This is a genomic window from Flavobacterium sp. YJ01, assembly GCF_029320955.1.
Lineage (GTDB): Bacteria > Bacteroidota > Bacteroidia > Flavobacteriales > Flavobacteriaceae > Flavobacterium.
In genome coordinates this window covers 5166956-5185956 of the sequence record NZ_CP119757.1, presented here as the reverse complement: position 1 = coordinate 5185956, position 19001 = coordinate 5166956, and the positions used below count along the sequence as shown (strand labels likewise).

The 19001-nt window shown below is 32.2% G+C and carries 16 protein-coding genes and 1 pseudogene; 9 read left to right on the top strand and 8 right to left on the bottom strand.

Annotated features, from left to right (window positions below; genetic code table 11):
• The first annotated feature begins 3 nt into the window (after positions 1 to 3).
• Positions 4 to 792: a cation diffusion facilitator family transporter gene (locus tag P0R33_RS22215; RefSeq protein ID WP_035691042.1), complete on the top strand. Its 789-nt coding sequence runs from the start codon at positions 4 to 6 to the stop codon at positions 790 to 792.
• 464 nt (positions 793 to 1256) lie between these two features.
• Entirely contained in the window at positions 1257 to 2453 is a 1197-nt protein-coding gene (locus tag P0R33_RS22210; protein ID WP_073414691.1) for an alginate export family protein, read from the top strand.
• Positions 2454 to 3423: 970 nt separating this feature from the next.
• Here the strand turns inward: P0R33_RS22210 and P0R33_RS22205 are convergent.
• From P0R33_RS22205 to P0R33_RS22185, 5 genes are all read right to left on the bottom strand, one after another.
• On the bottom strand, positions 3424 to 4011 hold the full coding sequence (locus P0R33_RS22205) for a hypothetical protein (protein ID WP_223705945.1): 588 nt from the start codon (positions 4009 to 4011) through the stop codon (positions 3424 to 3426).
• A gap of 140 nt (positions 4012 to 4151) precedes the next feature.
• Positions 4152 to 7769, bottom strand: coding sequence for an Eco57I restriction-modification methylase domain-containing protein (locus P0R33_RS22200; RefSeq protein WP_276173338.1), 3618 nt, complete (start codon positions 7767 to 7769; stop codon positions 4152 to 4154).
• A 77-nt stretch (positions 7770 to 7846) separates the two neighbouring features.
• Positions 7847 to 10252, bottom strand: a complete 2406-nt coding sequence (locus P0R33_RS22195; protein WP_223705947.1) for a hypothetical protein — start codon at positions 10250 to 10252, stop codon at positions 7847 to 7849.
• Positions 10253 to 10382: 130 nt separating this feature from the next.
• Positions 10383 to 10661 carry a helix-turn-helix domain-containing protein gene (locus P0R33_RS22190; RefSeq protein ID WP_223705948.1) on the bottom strand — a complete coding sequence of 93 codons (279 nt, stop codon included), beginning with the start codon at positions 10659 to 10661 and terminating at the stop codon, positions 10383 to 10385.
• 80 nt (positions 10662 to 10741) lie between these two features.
• Entirely contained in the window at positions 10742 to 11446 is a 705-nt protein-coding gene (locus P0R33_RS22185; protein ID WP_223705949.1) for a hypothetical protein, read from the bottom strand.
• Positions 11447 to 11535: 89 nt separating this feature from the next.
• On the opposite strand from P0R33_RS22185, the pseudogene P0R33_RS22180 reads away from it, so the two are divergent.
• Positions 11536 to 12135 (top strand): annotated as a pseudogene (locus P0R33_RS22180) (cryptochrome/photolyase family protein); the annotation flags it as partial.
• Between the two features lie 76 nt (positions 12136 to 12211).
• Here P0R33_RS22180 and P0R33_RS22175 read toward each other — a convergent pair.
• Entirely contained in the window at positions 12212 to 12664 is a 453-nt protein-coding gene (locus P0R33_RS22175; protein WP_223705950.1) for an Hsp20/alpha crystallin family protein, read from the bottom strand.
• 163 nt (positions 12665 to 12827) lie between these two features.
• On the bottom strand, positions 12828 to 13472 hold the full coding sequence (locus P0R33_RS22170; protein ID WP_276173337.1) for a carbonic anhydrase family protein: 645 nt from the start codon (positions 13470 to 13472) through the stop codon (positions 12828 to 12830).
• Positions 13473 to 13976: 504 nt separating this feature from the next.
• Here P0R33_RS22170 and P0R33_RS22165 point away from each other — a divergent pair.
• Positions 13977 to 15485 carry an ATP-binding protein gene (locus P0R33_RS22165; RefSeq protein WP_223705951.1) on the top strand — a complete coding sequence of 503 codons (1509 nt, stop codon included), beginning with the start codon at positions 13977 to 13979 and terminating at the stop codon, positions 15483 to 15485.
• Between the two features lie 29 nt (positions 15486 to 15514).
• Here P0R33_RS22165 and P0R33_RS22160 read toward each other — a convergent pair whose 3' ends face one another.
• Complete coding sequence (locus tag P0R33_RS22160; RefSeq protein WP_223705952.1) at positions 15515 to 15943, bottom strand: hypothetical protein; 429 nt, start codon at positions 15941 to 15943, stop codon at positions 15515 to 15517.
• Positions 15944 to 16212: 269 nt separating this feature from the next.
• On the opposite strand from P0R33_RS22160, the gene P0R33_RS22155 reads away from it, so the two are divergent.
• The 5 genes from P0R33_RS22155 to P0R33_RS22135 all read left to right on the top strand — a co-directional run bounded on the left by P0R33_RS22155 (position 16213) and on the right by P0R33_RS22135 (position 18996).
• Complete coding sequence (locus tag P0R33_RS22155) at positions 16213 to 16596, top strand: hypothetical protein (protein ID WP_276173336.1); 384 nt, start codon at positions 16213 to 16215, stop codon at positions 16594 to 16596.
• Positions 16597 to 16623: 27 nt separating this feature from the next.
• Positions 16624 to 17313, top strand: coding sequence for a VIT family protein (locus P0R33_RS22150; protein ID WP_223705954.1), 690 nt, complete (start codon positions 16624 to 16626; stop codon positions 17311 to 17313).
• A gap of 84 nt (positions 17314 to 17397) precedes the next feature.
• A complete protein-coding gene (locus tag P0R33_RS22145) occupies positions 17398 to 17832 on the top strand; it encodes a thioredoxin family protein (RefSeq protein WP_223705955.1) in 435 nt (144 codons plus the stop codon).
• A gap of 40 nt (positions 17833 to 17872) precedes the next feature.
• Positions 17873 to 18766 carry an FAD:protein FMN transferase gene (locus P0R33_RS22140; RefSeq protein WP_223705956.1) on the top strand — a complete coding sequence of 298 codons (894 nt, stop codon included), beginning with the start codon at positions 17873 to 17875 and terminating at the stop codon, positions 18764 to 18766.
• Complete coding sequence (locus P0R33_RS22135; RefSeq protein WP_223705957.1) at positions 18763 to 18996, top strand: DUF4266 domain-containing protein; 234 nt, start codon at positions 18763 to 18765, stop codon at positions 18994 to 18996. Before P0R33_RS22140 ends, P0R33_RS22135 begins: the two co-directional genes overlap by 4 nt.
• Positions 18997 to 19001 lie beyond the last annotated feature (5 nt).

The window sequence follows — 19001 nt, the reverse complement described above, 5'->3', positions numbered from 1 at the left end:
CTTATGAAAAAAAGTATATATAATATAAGAAAAATGGATTGTCCCAGTGAGGAACAATTAATACGAATGAAGCTCGCTGGTTTAGAACAAATCAAACAGCTTGATTTTGACATTGCAAACAGAAGATTAAAGATCTATCATACGGACGACGACACTCTTATAACAAATGCAATTGATACTCTTAATCTGGACAGCACTCTGCTGGCATCAGAACATACATCAGAACATGTAGAGACAAACAGTGACTCACAGCAAAGTAAGTTATTATGGCAGGTTCTCATTGTAAACTTTTCATTCTTTCTAATAGAGATAATTACAGGTTTTATATCCAATTCGATGGGATTGGTTGCCGACAGTTTGGATATGTTCGCCGATAGCATTGTATATGGTTTAGCTCTGTTTGCTGTCGGGAGCACAGCTTCAAGAAAAGGAAGTGTAGCAAAAATAAGTGGTTATTTTCAGATTGGTCTTGCAGTTTTGGGACTTATTGAAGTTTTAAGAAGATTTGTAGACTCAGACCATATTCCTGCATACGGAACTATGATAATAGTTTCATTATTTGCACTTGTAGGTAATTCGTTATGCCTTTACCTGCTTCAAAAATCTAAAAGTAAAGAGGCACATATGGAAGCTAGTATGATTTTTACTTCGAATGATATTGTAATTAATATGGGAGTCATAATTGCTGGTATATTAGTATACTTTACTAATTCAATGGTACCCGATCTTATTATTGGTGTTTGTGTGTTTTTCATAGTCGCTAGAGGAGCATTAAAAATATTACAGTTATGATATTTGGTAATTTAAAAGTATAGAATGTTCTTCAAAATTATTTTTTTTATCGCTGCACCAATAGAGAAACCAAAAAAAATCTGTTTCACACAAATTGTGAGACAGATTTTGATCTTCTTTAACAGCGACGGGCAGTATTTTCCAGCTTAACATTGCTGCATGCATGGAGTATTGGTAATAATCATCGTTCAGGCTTTTGCATTTGTCATAGATTCTTTGGTAGAAGTGCCGGCTCTAATCGCATTACTGATTTAACAGAACAAATTATAAATGCGGATTATCAAACGTAATTATAATATTGTAAATATGAATACTATTATTACTTTTATACACTAATTCTATAGGATATTAGAAGTATGATAGTCAAAATACTTGCGAGTAAAAAAATCTTATTACTTTTTATTAATTTATGTGTATTTCAATTATACGCACAGCAAAAAAATAGCTTATCCCAACAGTTTCTAATGAATATTGAAATCAGACCAAGAGTCGAATATACTTCAAATTATTTTCTTCCTCCCAACGATTCAATTGATCCTTATTTTATTATTACCCAGAGAAACAGAATTTCTATGCAGTATGCTAGAGAAAAATGGCTTATTAAATCCGATTTACAGGAAATTCATCTTTGGGATGAAAACAGCAAAGCTTCCAAAGTTGGAAGCATTAATTTTTATCAATTGTATTTTGAGACTAAGATTAAATCTCTAAATGTACGATTGGGAAGGCAAAGTGTTTTATTAGATAATGGCAGATTATTTTCTGATGCTCCTTGGGCACAGCAAGGGAGAGCCCATGAAGGAATACGGATAATGAAATACTCAAAATATTTCTCTAATGATTTTTTCTTTTTGTTTACCAGAAACTACAGCACTGAATTTGAGTCAGCCTACTCTCCTGTTGCATCAAATAGGTATAAATACCTGTTGGTAAATAGTCTCAATTACAATAACAATCATGGATTTTCATTTAATTCATTGAATGCTGTTGATTTTTTAGAAAACTCAAGTTCAGGGAAATTGTATACTCGTGCAACAGCAGGCGGAAGAATAGAATTTAAAACGAAACAATGGTATTATACTTTAAATTCATATTGGCAGTTTGGACGTAATTCAAAAGGTCAAAAATTATTTGCTTACTATTTTCAACCTGAAGTTAAATTATCTCTATTGAAATCTACTTGGCGTTTAGGTGCAGAAATAATTAGTGGCAGCAGTCCTAATCTATCAGATAATAGTTCGGGAGATTTTGATGTCTTATATGGCGTGACATGGAAGTTCAATGGAAATATGAATGTCTTTACCCGTTTTCCCTCCGACGTTAACGGAAAAGGTTTAGTAAATCCTTATCTATTTACCGTAATTCCCTTAAATAGTAAACTATCTCTTCGTTCTGATTTTCACCTTTTTTATACTCGATACCCGCTTTTAAATAATTTGGGTCAAAAAATGACAAAGTTTCTTGGATATGAAAATGATTTTTCTTTGAAGTACTTACCTGTCAAAGAACTGGAAATTAATTATGCCTTTTCTTTTTATAAATCAACAAACGCAATGCAATATCTGCCAAAAATACAAGATGAAAATAAACTTGCTATTTGGAGCTACTTAATGATTTCATATTCTTTTAACGCGATCAATTTAAAGCATTATAAAAATTAAATAAAATAATATCCTGTATTAAATCTTACACAATTAAAAAATCTAAAGTTTGTTTTATCTGAAAGGTTGAATTATATCATCAACAAATTTTGATATTCATTTTCTTAAATAAATATTTTATTTTTAATCACTATATTTTATCTGGATATGCAAGTATCTACCCAACAAATAATTATTACAGCTAAAAGATAAAACCATAAAGTTATTTAACGTTTTTCAATACATACCCTAACGATACATGCAAACCGCTTCAAAACAAAAAATCAAAAAATTATCTTACAAATTCACTTGAAAATAAGCCAATTTCTTTAAATCGTTCATAAAATGGTTTGTAAATTGTTCAGTAAGGGTCACAATTAAAATCCTTAAACATACTGATTAACAGGAGTTTAAGGATTTTTTATTTCTGTATTTGTACGATTTTTGTATTATGGCTTTAAAGTCCCCATAAAAAGTAAGATTTACGGCAAAATAAATCTGTCGTTTTTTAGCTTCACTTTACACTTTTTGCGCCAAATCAAAATACCAATACAGATTTAATTGCATTGTGTTTGATATTAGAACTTAATTATTAGTTACGCACTCTGTACACGTGATGAGATAGAGATATATTCATTTAAAATCATTAATGATATTTTTTAACGGTGAGGTTACGGTGAGTATTTACCCTAATGTTACCCTAATGGATTAAATTTGAAAAAAGTTGATTAATCAAATCGTTACGCACGCGAATAGATAGGAATGACTTTTATTTCCGAACCATTACGCGCACGTATCGTTTTACTTCTGATATTAATTTGACCTATACGCGCGTAACAGATAGTTGCATATTGGTTTTCCCTATCTCATTACGCGTAACAGATAATGCAAAACAAATTATTAAAAACCATTAATGATTATTCACAACGGTAAGATTACGGTTAGCATTAAACCATAAAAAAAAACCGCTCATCTCTGAACGGTTATATTTTTACATCATCAATAATTTTTCAATTGTTCCTACTGGAAAACTATCAGCTTTAAGTATTTTATTATTTAGCCTTTTGAAACGTTTCGTTTCTTTGCCGTTGTAATGCGTTTTAAAATACTTTTTGAAGCGTTCTTCATATACGTCGTCTGAAAGGTAACACGCATCAAATATTTTACCCAAATCCCTATTCTTTTTACTTTCTAATTGTTTTGAATACATTAATCCGTTAAACGCCTCTCGATGTAAAAAATAACCACTATGCAAATATAATTTTCTGCAATGCTTTCCAGTATTCGGACAAACAAAATATAAAACCTCTCCTTTGCCTAAATTAGACGGTTTACTGATTATCTTGACCTTGTAATTTTTAGGCTCTCCATTACATTTGTAATCTAAAACAATAAATGTTTCAAAATCATTCTTTGTAACTTTAATCCCAATATTTGAATGTGGTGTTCCGTTCCTACTCCAACTAACTGTACCGGATTTTGTACCGTTATAAGTTAAGTAGTCCCATTCTTTGAGTTTCTTTATTGATAAATACAAACAGTCTTCAACTGTTGCTGGATAATTAGCGTAACGTCCCATAGAGAATAACCTAAATTATTAAGGAATAAATGATTTGTTTTCTATAACTAATTTACGAAAAATTAATCTAATTAACTAAAAACAAGTTATTTATAATACGATTAATCTAATTCAAAACACTACATAAATAAGTACTTCAATTAACTATTTTCGACGATTTGTATTTCGTCAGGTTTTAATCCATATAACGCATACACCATAGCATCTATTTCTTTTTCTAGAGTTGTTATATCTGCTTCTGGGTTTTCTTGTTTTAAGGCTAATATTTGGTTGACTTTATTAATTAACTTTACATCATTTGAATTGCAAAGAGGAGAATTTCTTAAATAAATAGGCTTAATTTCATAATCAAGAAACCTTACAGAATATATCCAGTTAAATAATTTTGAATTTAAAACTCCTAATAAGCCTTCTAAACTATTTTCATCTTTAGAAATAATATTAGAGAGCCTATTTAAATTATAACAGTTATCATTATCAATAGTAGAAACTATACGCACTTTCATTGAAATATTCCTTGTTCTTACAACCAATATTTTTGGTCTATTAAAAAATTTCTCGTCAGGTAGTGAACGACCTAATTTACCTTTACTTCTAACAAATTCTTTATCATACATTATAAAACCTTTAGTTTTAACTTTACCATATTTAACAGGGATTCCTGTGCCAGGCACCATTGGGTGATATTTTTCATTAATTTTAGATTCAGAAGTCAGTTCATCTTTAATATAGCCTGTATTGATTCCTACACCAATGTCATACTTTGTGTCGATAAATGGAAAGGTTTTAAAAAGTTTGTCAATCAATGCATATTCTTTTCCGTCTAATAAATAATCAAAAATAAACCCATCATTATTAGTGAACCTTGATTGTTCGATTGTTTTTGACTTCGTATTATAGATTTCTTTAGGTTCGGAAGGTGTTTTTACATCTATCAAATTATTACTCTCTTTAGCTTTCTTTAAAATATAAACTACTGAATCGACTGTAGCTTCTTCAAAAACGTTTGGACCTAAAGGTATTAACTGCACTATTTGTGAGCTTTTTAAAATAAATTCTCTTGTTTTAGAAAATGAATTTTGTAAAATGAAGGAAGAATTAGTTATAAAAGAATGAAATGAATTTACCTTTTGTATTTTCAAAGAAAGTTCAATGAAAAATTTATATAAATCAAAGTTACCACTTGTTGCAAAAAAAATAGCTTTAAAATAATTTTTGTAGCTATCAAAATCAGCATTTCTGTATACATAAGGAGGATTTCCAATTACAACATCAAAACCTAAATAGTTTCCATTATCATCCAACACTTCAGGAAATTCAAAACGCCATTCAAATGCATTATTATAAATAGCATTATTTATAGTATCTTCTTTTTCTTGTACAAACTTATCGGCATCGGCTTTTAGCTTTTTTAGTTTGTCTTTTTCGGCTTTTTTAATTTTTTCGCCAAAAAGTGCTAAATTATCTAGTCGTTGTTTTTCGTTTTCATAGGTACCTACTGCTTTAGATACTTTGTCGATAAATTTATTGTCTAGTGTACTTTTAAAGTTGTTTTTTACTTCGTTTATTATTTCTAATACTTGGTATTTTTCCTCTTTACTGTTGGAGTTTTTATAATCGTTTACCGCTTTTTTATAATTGGTAAAATTGTATTTTACTTCTTTTCCTTTAAAGGCATCTTTTAAATCGTCTTGCAAATTAAAACGGCTTATCAAGGAGTTACCACATTTAATGTTAATATCTATATTTGGTAAGGTATGTAGCTGTTTCTTCTCTGTATAATAAGCGTTTTTTAATAACTCTATCCACAAACGTAAACGACATATTTTTACTGAATTTGGGTTAATATCTACACCAAATAAACAATTTTCTATAAGGATTTGTTTTTCTTCAAAGAGTGTTTTTTGTATACGAGCGCTTTCTGTATCATTAGGGTTGTATTCAAATAAATACCCGTTCGCATCTGATATGTATAGTTCGTCGCTTTCTATTTGTATATCAATTCGTAATGGTATCCCTTTTTCGTCTACTAATATGCCTAATTCATTTTTAATGACAATTAATTCATTAAGTGCAGATACTAAAAAGTGACCTGAACCTACTGCGGGGTCGCAAATGCGTAAACTATTTATGAGTGTATTGAATCGTTTAGAATCGTCGGGTTTAAAAAAACGTGATGTATATGCTTTTACATCTTCAAATGTCTCTATTGTATCATTTTCATTTTCTTTGAATTTTTGCACTACTGTTCTGCGTATGGTTTCTTTACACATATACATAGTTATGTATGCAGGTGTATAAAATGAACCATCTTTGTACCCGTTTATTTTTTCGAATATTAAACCTAATACAGATGCATTGATTAATGTTTTTGTTTCCTTTCCTTCAACTATTCCTTCTGTTCCATCAGTAGCAAAGTCATAAGCATCAAGAAATTTAAAAAGATAGTCTAATGTTTTTAGGTTGCCTTTAAATTTTTTACCATTAACATCTTTCAAAACAGTACTTGGATGAACTGTCATTTCATCATCTTTTAATGCTGAAATTGTGAAAGTCAAATCTTCCATACTACCATCCTCTACAGAAAACAAAGAACTATTTAAATATGGAATGTATTTATACGTTTCCGCGAATTTTTCATGTCTTTCATTGTAAGGTTTTGCTAAAGCTGAAAAAAACAAATCATTCAATGCATCAAAACCATTGATAAAACTACTATTTAAAAACTTGTATTCTTTTGCTCCTTTGTGATAGATTGCTAATTGTGATTCTAAAAGCTTAAGAAAAAGAATTCTATTTATCCAAGTCAAACATAATTCTAAACCAACATTAAAAGCTTTATTTCCTTGACCTTCTGTTAGATTTACTTTTCTTAAATAATCCTTATCTTCTAGTGTAAAAATGGTATTTTCTAATAATGATGCGTAATCTTTTGATTTACTATCTTTTCTTTGTATTACTTTTTTACTACCATCTGGTACCTCTTCTAAACCAATAATGTGTAGTAATTCGTTATAGAAGTTTTTGTTTAATTGGTTACTATCGTTTCCAAAACTATGTCCTAATAAATGAACATTAGAAAATATTTTAAAGTAAGTGTTTAGTTTATTATCATCTAAAGAGTTTAGGTTTACTTTGCTAAAATCTAAATACACAAATGGTAATTCCTCTTTAACTTCTTCAATATATTTTTTAGCAATTTCATTATAAAACAACTCATTTTTAGTAGTATCTTTTAAACCATCTCTAAAAGCTTCGTATTCTTTTATTAGTGCTTTATTTTTATAAAAATAATTGTAAAAATCTTCTGCTTTAAACAAAAACCATTCGTAGCCATTCGTAGCTATCAAATGTTTTATATTGTTATTTTTACCATCTAAACGTTCCCTTAAGTAATACAAAAGTAATTCTTGTAATGCTTTTTTATTTAGATTTCTTTCTGAAATAAACTCAACTTTATTACTTGGTTTTTTTGCTTCTATAATAACACCAATATCCGATTTTGCAGTACTGTCTAAATAGATTGCTAAATCTATTCTTTCTTTAGTGTTTATATAATTGTCTTTAAAAAATGTATTGGAAAAGAAATCTTTAAAGTGAGATTTTATATGCTCTTCACTTTCACCTTTTTCATCACTTAATTTTACTGCTTCTATACAGACTTTTAATTTTTCTATAAAAGTAGTAACATCATTCCTTAAAGGTTTGTGTTTTCTATATGCAGGATTTAGTGCCTTTCTAGTATTAATTTTATTCATAAAAAGATAATTATTTACTTTTCGTAAATGTATAAATATAATATTGTTATTATATTTATTTTCGACAAGGAATAATTTTAGTCAAAATCGAATTTCGAAAATATTAAGTTTTGACTTGGTTTATTAATTGGTTTTATAACTTTGGCACTATCGCTAACTTTATGATACTGCAAATATTCTTTAAAAAATGTGTCGCCTTTATAAAATGCTTCTTCAGGAGAAATGCAATTAAAAACACTTTTACTTAGATCAGTATCAAAACTGTTTTCTATATCTGTATTAAACTTAACTTCTTTTGTTGGCATTGCTTTATATAAATGCTCAAAACAATTTACTCCAGCATCAATATTGTTTATTTTAATTTTTAAAATTTCTTCTATCAATTCAAGTTTTAACTGGTTTTGAATATCTGTATCGGTTTGAATTTCCAATTCTGTAATTGCTCCAGCAATCGTGCATAAAATCAAAAATAATTGATGTACTGATTGTTTGTTTTCTTGGCTTGTTTCAAATGTTTGTAAGCTCTTTATAGTATCATTATTAAAGAGGTTACAATCTTTCTGTTTTCTTGGTTTATAAAAGCTTCCTGTACATAACAAATTGAATTTCTTAATTATAGCATACGTCAATAAATTGTTTCGTTTATGTCCTATAATTGTATTCTCACTCAAAAAACCGTAATCATTATTTTGAATTCGTTCACGCACTAAATCAATTAAATTTTTATAATTCAGCAAAATATTAATCTCTTTTATTGCTTTATTTTTTTCGTTTAAAAAATCAATATTTTTTTTGAATTGAGGTTTTCCAACAATATCAAAATCACGTTTTCTAAAGTTCTTTAAATCAAAACCATTGCTATTGTATTTAATCAGTCGTAAATAAGTCGCTCTAACATTAAAAACATAATTACTTTGTCTTCTTATGTGCTTCAATATTAATTCAAGTTCCAAAGGCTTTATTTTACGTTTATTCAAATGAAACAAAACATCTAACATATTTTCACAAAGTGAAATAAAAATTTGATTTGGATTCTCAACAAATTGTTTACGTGAGTAGATTAATGTTTCGCTTAAATTGATTACTTCTTCTTTTATTTCTTCAACAAAATCATTGTAGTTATTTAGATTAAAGCCAGCACTTATGTACTCAAAATTATCTATGTATATTATAAAAGTATCCGTTTTGCCTTTGATTTGAGGTTTTTTGAAATCGTGTTTAGTTACCATATTTAAACCATTTGGCAAACTATTAATGTAAGCATACGGCAATCGCTTGTCTGATAAATAGAAGTTTTCTCTTATTACTGGTCTGTTAAGTTCTTTCAAACCAAAATCACAATTTGGGTGTACTCTTAAAATTTGCGGTTTTGTTTTATCATCTATAAAAAGTACTGCATCGTGAAGCCGTGCGCCACGCTGTAAATTATTAATGCTTACAAAATTATTTATTGCGGTTTCTTCTTGGTCAGTCATAAACGAAATAAATTTATATTTTTCGTTATGCGTATAGTATAACAAATCTGTACTTTGTTCATCTGTATAACCACAATCTAAGAAAAAAGCCTCTGTAAACTCTTTACTTTTATATTTGCCACTATTGCAAATAGTATTAAACAAAATCTTTGCTTCACTCCTTGTTATGCCTTTTGTAAGCATCAAATTATTATAAATGTCATCTTTTAAATTCGCTCCTGTTTCAATGTCTAAAAATGTAGGGAATGCACTTTTTATGTCACATTCGATTAACTTAAACGGTGCTAATGGTCTTAATTGCCTTGATGTTTTAGGCAATGGATTATATTCTCTATGGTCTTTAATTGAAATATTAAAATGCGAAGTTGATAATTTCAATTCTTTGCATATTAAAAACAAAATACCGTAATACCATTGACTAACCAATGTAAACCCATTAATCGGCATTGATTTTGACTTTCTACTATCAACATCAATATACTTTTTATCTAAATAATTTCGATCAAAATTATACTTTTCAATTGGTAGCTTTTCTCCAGTATTTATGTAGTGATTAACGTAATCTATATGCTGGTGATATCCAAAATATTGAGAATTAAAAAACCAAGCACTTTGTATTATTAGCCAACAATGTTTAAATAATGGCGCATCAACTAATGAATAGAACTTTATATCTAATTCATAAATTGCCGTATAGGTTGTTAAATTATTAGCATCAATAAACCCTTTAACCTTTTCAATTGTATAGTACTTGTCTTTTATTTTATGCGTGAAAATTTCACTATAAAAATAAGCCATAGCCAAAAGTGTAATTTCTGAAAACGATACGCCAAATCCGTTTTTATTGTCGCCTTTCATATTGTTTAAAGCGTTTATAAAATCAGTTTCGATATTCTTTGAAATACGGTTTTGAATATCAGTTTTTAAATTAGAATTATTATAAAAATCTAACTTAATCCATTCAGCAATATAAGTTTTTGGTACGGCTTTATTGTTTGCCGTTTCCATAGCTTATATTTTTATAAATACACTTGAAACTATACTATAAATGATTTGCTTAAAAGCACTAAAAACCTTAAATTTGTTTTGCTTTAATACCTCAAAATAAGGACTTTGTAAATATCTACTTTGCATAGTCCTATTTTTTTAAAGGAATTAAACATTCCAATAATTCCGCTTTTTTGTAGTATCTGCGGTTTCCAATTCCATAAGCAACAACTTTACCTTTGTTTGTCCAATACCATAACGTGCTACTATCAATGTGCAAATAATCGCACGTTTGTTCTCGGGTTAATAACTCATCAGGATTGTGAGTATTTGTGGTTGCTTTTTTTTGCTCTAAAAATTCAAGTGTTTTTAAAGCAATTTTTTCAGTTAAATCATCTACTGAAATTGGTGTTAAAATTAAATTGTGCATCTTTTTATCTTTAAAAGTTTACACAAACCACGTGAGGTATTTTAAGGGGTATTTTTAGGTACGTACCCCGAAGTACCCAGTTATTTTGAATTATATTTATCTTCTATGTAATTACTAATTAATAGACTGTTATTTGATAATCTAATAATTTCATTTTTCCATTCTTTACTAAAGGCTTTTGAAATTAATCTTTCGTTGTTTAAGTCAATTTTTATAAATTCTCTGTAAAAACTTTGTCCAGTAGTTCCCGTTTTTTCTCTTCCTATTTTTTCTATTTCTCTTTTTACAAAAGTTCCTTCAATACTTTTTGGAGGTTGTTGTCCATTTGCACTTAACTCAATCCAATACAGCAAAGCATACCATTTTTCTGCAATTTTTTTTTGTTTACCTTTATTAGGTTTATCGGCTGTATTTTGTTGAGGTTCTTTAATTATAAAATCATAAATTTCAAAGTAAGGTTCTACAATTAGTTTAAATTCCGCTATCAGTTCTTTAATAAAATCATTTGATTTATTTCTCTCTAATACGAAATACATTCTTTTTAATAGATATTTTTTATCTGAAATATTATATCTATCTTCTTTTAAAATAACATTTGGTAGCATTCGAAATCTCATTGGCAAACAACCTAAATCCTTTTCGTTTTCAATATTTTCAACTAATTTGACAATTGCTTTTTCAAACTCTGTTATTAGCAATTCATTATTAATATCCTGTTCCCAATAATCCGTTTTTGGTTTTTCTTTTGATTCTATTTTGCTTATAGTATCATTATACCAATTCATAAACGAAGCCTTTAAAGTATCGCTATTAATACTTAAAATTCCGAAACCATACATTATTGCTTTCTTGGTAAAATTTAGCCAATTTAAACCGCGAATATATGAGAGGTATTTACTGGCATAAAATGCCGGAATTTGCTACATTGAATTTTTTCAATAATACAGAGAAACTTCCCAATTGGTACTGGACAGGAAAAACAAAAATGAACTGCCTTAAAGATGCCATAAAACAGTCTCTGACATTTGCCTACGCACATCATATCCAGCGTTTAATGATTACAGGAAATTTTGCTCTTCTGGCCGGAACAGATCCCAGCGAGGTTGATGCCTGGTATCTCGGTATTTATATAGATGCGCTCCACTGGGTCGAAATTACCAATACTCGAGGTATGAGCCAGTTTGCAGACGGGGGAATTATAGGTACGAAGCCTTATGTAAGTTCAGCTTCTTATATTGATAAAATGAGCCATTACTGCGGGACCTGTTTTTATAATAAAGCAAAAAAAACAGGCGATAAAGCCTGTCCTTTTAACAGCCTGTATTGGAATTTTTATGACAGGCATGAAAGTAAGCTTGCCCAGAATCCGAGAATTGGAATGATGTATAAACTATGGCATAACATGAAGCCTGAAGATAAAACGGCATTATTACAGCAGGCGGATTATTATTTAAAACATATCAATGAGCTGTAAAGACGCCATTGATAGTATTACAAAAGAAAAAGCTGCCTTTTAAGGGCAGCTTTCCATTATGAGCAGGGATGAATTTTTAAGAAATCTCAATCATCCTTGGTGTCTTTTCTCTGGCCTGTTCCAGTTTTGGAATAGAGAGCAGTAAAATTCCGTTTTCATAACGGGCACGGATTTTATCCTCGTCTACCACATTTTTAGGAAGTACAAAACTTCTCTGGAACGATTGATAACTGAACTCTCTGCGGGTGTAATTTTCCTGCTCTGTATTTACCTGATGCTGCTTGGATGAAGAAATCAGCAGCTGTCCATTATCAAGGGTAACTTGAAAGTCTTCCTTGTTCATACCAGGCGCGGCAACTTCTACTTCATAATTCTCATCAGTTTCCTTAATGTTTACTGAGGGCAGTGTGGTGCTTGTGGTTGAAAAATTGTTGTTTTCCCAATTGAAAAGATCGCGGCCAAAAACATCATCAAAAAACAAGCGTTGGAACCCAGGCACGCTGGCTCCGTTTCTTCTAATAAGATTCATAACTGTAATTTTTAAAATTGTTATACAATAAATTTTTGAACTTGCACAAAGATGTGCGCCAGCAAAAAAACAAAAAATATGCCAGTGGTTAATTCTGACATTTTTTCATAATTAATTATGAAAAAATGTCATTTTGATCTATAAATCGTTGCAGCTGTTTTATTTATGATCCAAAATTAATAGTTTCAGGAAAAAATACCACTTCCCCTGTAGTAATGTCGTGTGATCCTCCAACAATTCCAATTTCTCCCTTTTCAATCATTTCTTTGAGTATCGGACTGCGCTGCATAATTGATGCAACAGTACGTTTAACATTAATAACCGAAACATTTTCCACAAAAGCAGCATTGCCTGAATTGCGGTTTTCTTTTGTCTGGGTTTCATCATCAACTGCAGGTCTTATTTTGGTCAGTAACGCTGTGAGATTACCCATTTCGACGTGGTCGCAGGCACCTTTTACAGCACCGCATTTGGTATGGCCGAGTACTACAATAATTTTTGACCCTGCCACCTTGCAGCCAAATTCCATGCTGCCTAAGATATCCTCGTTGATAATGTTTCCGGCAATACGTACGCTGAAGACATCCCCAAGTCCCTGATCGAAAATTAATTCTGCTGAAGTTCTACTATCGATACAGCTCAGAATTACAGCAAAAGGATGCTGGCCGTCTGAAGTTTCATTGGCCTGCTGCAGAAGATTACGGTTTACTTTCAGGTTGCTTACAAATCTCTGGTTTCCTTCCTTTAGAAGCTCTAAAGCCTTGGAAGGAGTTATTGCTGCCTGCATTTCTTTAGTTAATGTTTTCATTTGTGAGTGGTGTTTAATGTTTATGATAAAAAAAAATTCCGGCTGCCGCGATTTAGGTATTTCAGGTTCTTTTAAAAATTCTTTTATATTGATTTGAATTGTTCTTGCTATATTGTACTGACCATAATACGAATACCATATTAAATACTGAAAAAAAGCTATATATCTACTAATGCATATAACTCAAAAGAAGTTTATTTTAGTTTTATTAATTAAAAGATAGTCAGCAAATTTACCTGTTGAAAAGCTATAAAAAAAATCGCTTTAAGAAAAAAAATAATATTTTAAATACCGTTTTACCAACCCTAACATGGCGATAATATAATTATTTTTAGAAAAACTGACTTACTAAAGTTTCTTCAGTTACGGCCTATGGAACAATAATGTCTCAAAATTGAAAATGATTCCCTATTTTAGTTGAAATTGTGAAATACCTAAGCAAAATAATATAAAGAAAATCAGCAGAAGAAATTTACCTTCGATGATTAAAACAACTAAAACGCTATGTACCAAAATCCAGGACTTTTGAATGATATAGTGGGGGCACTTCCTTTGCCTGTCGCAGTATACACAGGAGACAGCTTAAAGGTTGAAATTGCCAATCCTGCCATGATCAGGACCTGGGGAAAAGGAGATCAGGTAATTGGAAAAAATTATCCCGATATTGTTCCCGAAATTCAAGACCAGCAGATTATTGATCAGGCTCTTACTGTCCTTAAAACCGGAATCCCATTTCATGCGAAAAATAAAAAAGTAGACCTTGTTATTCAAGGGGTAATGACCGAACACTATTTTAACTACAGTTTTATTCCTCTTTTTAATGAGAAAGGCGAAGTATACGGAGTGCTTAATACGGGAGCCGATGTCACTGATCTTCACCAGGCTAAAGAAGAGGCAAAAAGTGCAAACGAAAAACTTACCATGGCAATTGATGCCGCGGGTCTTGGAACCTACGAAATAGATCTGGCTACAAAAACAGTTAAAACTTCAGGAAATTTTAACGCCATCTGGTCTATTGAAAAAGAGGTAAGTAATGAAGAGCTGATCGCCAGGCTGCATCCGGATGATTTACCCGTACGCGAAAAAGCGCACGAGCAGGCCCTGATCACTGGAAAAATCAGCTATGAGACAAGGATACTTCAAGAGGACCATTCTGTAAAGTGGACAAAAATTAATGGTAAGATAATCAATGACCAGCAAGGGAACCCAAAAACAATTATCGGCATTATACAGGATATTCAGGAGCAGCGTGCCTTTGAAGAAGAGCTGAAAAAACAGGTTGTCGACCAGACAGAAGAACTGCAGCGTTCCAACAATGACCTGCTGCATTTTGCAGGAATAGTGAGCCATGACCTCAGGGAACCTGTTCGAAAAATTAAAATATTCAACACCCTTTTAAGCAATGAGAAAAAACCAGGTTTCTATAGAACTTCAAAAAAATACCTTTCTAAAATTAACCACTCTGCTCAAAGGATGGAAAACATAATTGAGGGCATCCTCACCTATTCTACCCTGGACAAAACTGCGCAGTCCTTCGAGAAAATAGACCTTAATGAAATCCTTGAAAACATAAAGACAGATCTCGAACTTGTTATACAGGAAAAAGATGCTGTTTTAATTACATCCGAGCTTCCTGAAATAGAAGGCGCGTCAATTTTAATCAACCAGCTTTTCTACAACCTGATTCAAAACGCGCTTAAATTCTCAAAAGCAGACGTGCCGCCAAGGGTAATTATAACCTCTGGTCTTATAAATGATAACGGTGTTGACTGCGTGAAAATAATAATTAAAGATAACGGCATTGGACTGGATCCGGCATTTAACGAAAGGATATTCAACGCTTTTGAAAGACTGCATTCCAAAGACCAGTACGAAGGGAATGGTCTTGGCCTTGCACTGTGCAGAAAAATTGTTAAAAGACACAATGGAAGCATCACGGCAGCAGGCGAAAAAGACAATGGAGCTGAATTCACTGTCATACTTCCTCTTAGACATGAGGATAAAATTTCCTAAAGATTTATTAGATCGTATTACAGCAACTATTATTTCGCTTCTCTATAGATTTCAATTTTGCCTGCAACAGCAAAACTTAAAAGATAATCTATTGCTTCTGTATAGGTATCATTCGTTAAATTAATCTTCATTTTCTTGTAAAACGGACCCGCTGACTGTATATTCTGATTTGTGGATAGTATAAAATAATGCGGCAGGATGTGTTTTGCTGTTTCTTTACGCAGCACTGCCTCTGTGATTTCTTCTTTTTTTTCTTCAATAAAATAATTTCCTGGAAAATTTAATCTGTTTTGATCTATAAATACCAAAAGCTGGTCGAGTTCCATTTTGCTGAATGCCTGCAGCTTTATAGTCCTGCTGTTAAGGCTCATAAGTTTAAGCCATGTGATATTTACAACCAGCTTTTTTAAAACTGCATCATTATTAAAATAAGCTAACTGCGTATTAAGTGAATACATACAATGCAGACCAGTTTTGAATTAAAAATTTATGAATTTGATGATGCGAAAAATGCTTTTAAATACTGATAATGGAGCAATGATAACCAAGAATGCTCTTTATTGGCTTCTGAACAGTTTTAAAAGTCCCTCTTTTACCCTGCTAACTTAGTGAGAATTAGACTGAGAAAATACCAACGATAAAATTTAGAATCATTCTATTTTTTTTACTTCATAAACTGTTAGATTTTAAAGTAATTTTATTGTGTAAACAAATCGAATTCAATACAATGAGGTTAGAAAAGGACGAAAAATCGCTGCAGGAATATCTTCAGGAAATTGATAAAAAAATAGATCTTTTAAATGATCAAAAGATACTGTTTTTTATTGATTATTTGGCACTTGGCCTCAGCAAGGATGACGCAGAGGACTGTCTTAAATGGGAAAATATCTTATTTGTGGTGCCGGACCGCCATATATCCAATCAAATAAAAAAATACAAATACTCCATATCCAGAATTCATTTTCTGACCAACCCTAACGCTGAGAAGATCCATATTTTCGATTTCAACGACTGGAGGAACAGCACCCGAAATAAAACACAATTTCAGATCAGGGAATTTCTCAAAACCAATTTTGGAGGTGTAAAAAAACAAGATCATGATTCCAAGTAAAATTTAAACAACCAAAAAAACAGCACTATGCACAACGAAAACCATTATATCAACAGAAGCGGATGGCTCAGGGCTGCGGTGCTCGGAGCAAACGACGGAATACTTTCCACTACAAGTTTAGTTATCGGGGTTGCAGCGGCAAGTGCAACCAGAGAACCTATTCTGCTTGCTGCTGTTGCAGGACTGGTGGCCGGGGCTCTTTCTATGGCAGCTGGGGAATACGTATCGGTAAGTTCCCAATCAGATGTCGAATCTGCTGATTTAACAAGAGAGAAAGCTGCACTTGAAACCATGCCTGATGAAGAACTTGAGGAATTAACAGAGATTTACATTCAAAGAGGACTTGATAAAGAGTTAGCCGGACTGGTCGCACGCAAATTGATGGCTCACGACGCTCTGGCTGCCCATGCAAGAGATGAACTGGGAATCAATGAAATCACCCAGGCCAATCCCCTGACTGCTGCCTTTGCATCAGCAGTATCGTTCATTGTGGGCGGTACACTTCCGCTTTTGACAGCTATTTTTGCTCCCATAAAAGACATGGTATTTTTCCAATATGGATTTTCGATACTTTTTTTAGCTTTTTCAGGAATTCTAGCAGCTAAAGCAGGTGGGTCAAATACATTCAAAGCTGTTTTGCGCATCTGCATTTGGGGTACATTCGCAATGGCAGCCTCTGCTCTGGTTGGATATCTTTTTGGAGTTCAGACCGCTTAAAAATTAATCTAATCTTAAGCGCGTCCGAAAAATAAGAACCACAACAATTCGTTATTTCGTATATATCTAAAAACAAACTGTAAAATGAAACTAATCACAATGTTCTTTTTACTGACAGTGCTTCCGATTAATTGGGAACCTGACTTTAATAATGCAAAAAAAACGGCAAAGGAAAAGCACGAATTAATTCTGCTGAACTTCTCGGGTTCAGACTGGTGCGGGCCTTGTATCGTCCTTCGCAGAGATTATCTTGAAAGTCCGAGCTTCACTGATATGGCAAATGAAAACCTGGTGCTGGTTAATGCTGATTTTCCAAGAAAGAAAAAAAATATTGGCCCCCCTGAGCAGGTCAAACGCAACGAAGATTTAGCTGAAATATACAATAAAGAAGGAAGTTTCCCCTTAACCCTACTTCTCGATGCCGATGGCAAAGTACTTAAAACCTGGCATGGAAAACCAGAAATATCACCCGAGCAGTGGACAGCCGAAATAAAAGCAATCTGTGAGAGCCGAAAATAACATCCGCAAAAACTATAAATTCTCGCAATCCCTGAAACTCATGGGGAACAACTTTACTATTACTGTTGTGGCCCAAAATGAAAAAACAGGAAATGAGCATATTGCCCTAGCAGTTGAAGAAATCAGAAGGATTGAAAAACTTTTAACTACTTATAAAGAGGACAGCCAGACGAATTTGATCAACGATAATGCAGGAATAGCAGCCGTCAAAGTTGATCTGGAAGTCTTTAATCTCATTGAAAGGTCTATGGGAATTTCCAGAATTACACAAGGTGCATTTGATATCTCTTATGGAAGTATCGATAAAAGCCTATGGAATTTTGACAAAACCATGACCCGTTTACCTGATGCGGAAACGGCACTAAAAATGGTGCATCTTATCGATTATAGAAATATAATCCTGGACAAAGAAAACACCACTGTATTTTTAAAAGAAAAAGGAATGCGGATTGGTTTTGGAGGCATTGGAAAAGGATATGCCGCCGAAATGGCAAAGCAGGTTCTGATGAGAAACAATGTCCACAGCGGTATTATCAATGCCAGCGGGGATTTATCTGCGTGGGGACTTCAGCCTGACGGCAGAAAATGGACTATTGGAGTTGCTGATCCAGACTCTCCCAATGCTGCTTTTTCGTATATGGAAATCTCTAATAAAGCAGTGGCAACTTCTGGAAATTATGAAAAGTTCGTCACCATTAACGGTAAAAAATATTCGCATACCATTGACCCAAAAACAGGTCTGCCTATAACAGGAATAAAAAGTGTTACCATTATAGCTTCAAATGCAGAATTTGCAGATGCGATGGCCACCCCAATTGCTGTGATGGGAATTAAAGCAGGCCTCTTTTTAATAGATCAGATACCTGATTTATACTGCATAATAATTGATGACAACAACAAAATTTACACCTCCAAAAACATCCGTCTAAAATGAAAAAGCCAAAGCAAAAAATTCTCGTACTCTTATGCAGTACTGCTCTTGCCGGCCTGCTGCTCACCTCCTGCACTTCTGTGAAGGAATATCAAAAAGGAAAACTCAATGACTCTGAAATGGTGCTTTCCAACAGGAAAATCGAAAAAACGGAACTTAGTTTCCAATCCTACCGCGAGGGAGCTTCCGGGGCAAATTCAGGAAAAAGCGGCGGCGGGTGCGGCTGTAATTAATTTTC

Excerpts from the sequence above, each read along its gene's own strand:
- P0R33_RS22215 (WP_035691042.1), top strand. The coding sequence starts at position 4 with ATGAAAAAAAGTATATATAATATAAGAAAAATGGATTGTCCCAGTGAG.
- P0R33_RS22210 (WP_073414691.1), top strand. The coding sequence starts at position 1,257 with ATGAATATTGAAATCAGACCAAGAGTCGAATATACTTCAAATTATTTT.
- P0R33_RS22205 (WP_223705945.1), bottom strand. The coding sequence starts at position 4,011 with ATGGGACGTTACGCTAATTATCCAGCAACAGTTGAAGACTGTTTGTAT.
- P0R33_RS22200 (WP_276173338.1), bottom strand. The coding sequence starts at position 7,769 with ATGAATAAAATTAATACTAGAAAGGCACTAAATCCTGCATATAGAAAA.
- P0R33_RS22195 (WP_223705947.1), bottom strand. The coding sequence starts at position 10,252 with ATGGAAACGGCAAACAATAAAGCCGTACCAAAAACTTATATTGCTGAA.
- P0R33_RS22190 (WP_223705948.1), bottom strand. The coding sequence starts at position 10,661 with ATGCACAATTTAATTTTAACACCAATTTCAGTAGATGATTTAACTGAA.
- P0R33_RS22185 (WP_223705949.1), bottom strand. The coding sequence starts at position 11,446 with ATGAATTGGTATAATGATACTATAAGCAAAATAGAATCAAAAGAAAAA.
- P0R33_RS22175 (WP_223705950.1), bottom strand. The coding sequence starts at position 12,664 with ATGAATCTTATTAGAAGAAACGGAGCCAGCGTGCCTGGGTTCCAACGC.
- P0R33_RS22170 (WP_276173337.1), bottom strand. The coding sequence starts at position 13,472 with ATGAAAACATTAACTAAAGAAATGCAGGCAGCAATAACTCCTTCCAAG.
- P0R33_RS22165 (WP_223705951.1), top strand. The coding sequence starts at position 13,977 with ATGTACCAAAATCCAGGACTTTTGAATGATATAGTGGGGGCACTTCCT.
- P0R33_RS22160 (WP_223705952.1), bottom strand. The coding sequence starts at position 15,943 with ATGTATTCACTTAATACGCAGTTAGCTTATTTTAATAATGATGCAGTT.
- P0R33_RS22155 (WP_276173336.1), top strand. The coding sequence starts at position 16,213 with ATGAGGTTAGAAAAGGACGAAAAATCGCTGCAGGAATATCTTCAGGAA.
- P0R33_RS22150 (WP_223705954.1), top strand. The coding sequence starts at position 16,624 with ATGCACAACGAAAACCATTATATCAACAGAAGCGGATGGCTCAGGGCT.
- P0R33_RS22145 (WP_223705955.1), top strand. The coding sequence starts at position 17,398 with ATGAAACTAATCACAATGTTCTTTTTACTGACAGTGCTTCCGATTAAT.
- P0R33_RS22140 (WP_223705956.1), top strand. The coding sequence starts at position 17,873 with ATGGGGAACAACTTTACTATTACTGTTGTGGCCCAAAATGAAAAAACA.
- P0R33_RS22135 (WP_223705957.1), top strand. The coding sequence starts at position 18,763 with ATGAAAAAGCCAAAGCAAAAAATTCTCGTACTCTTATGCAGTACTGCT.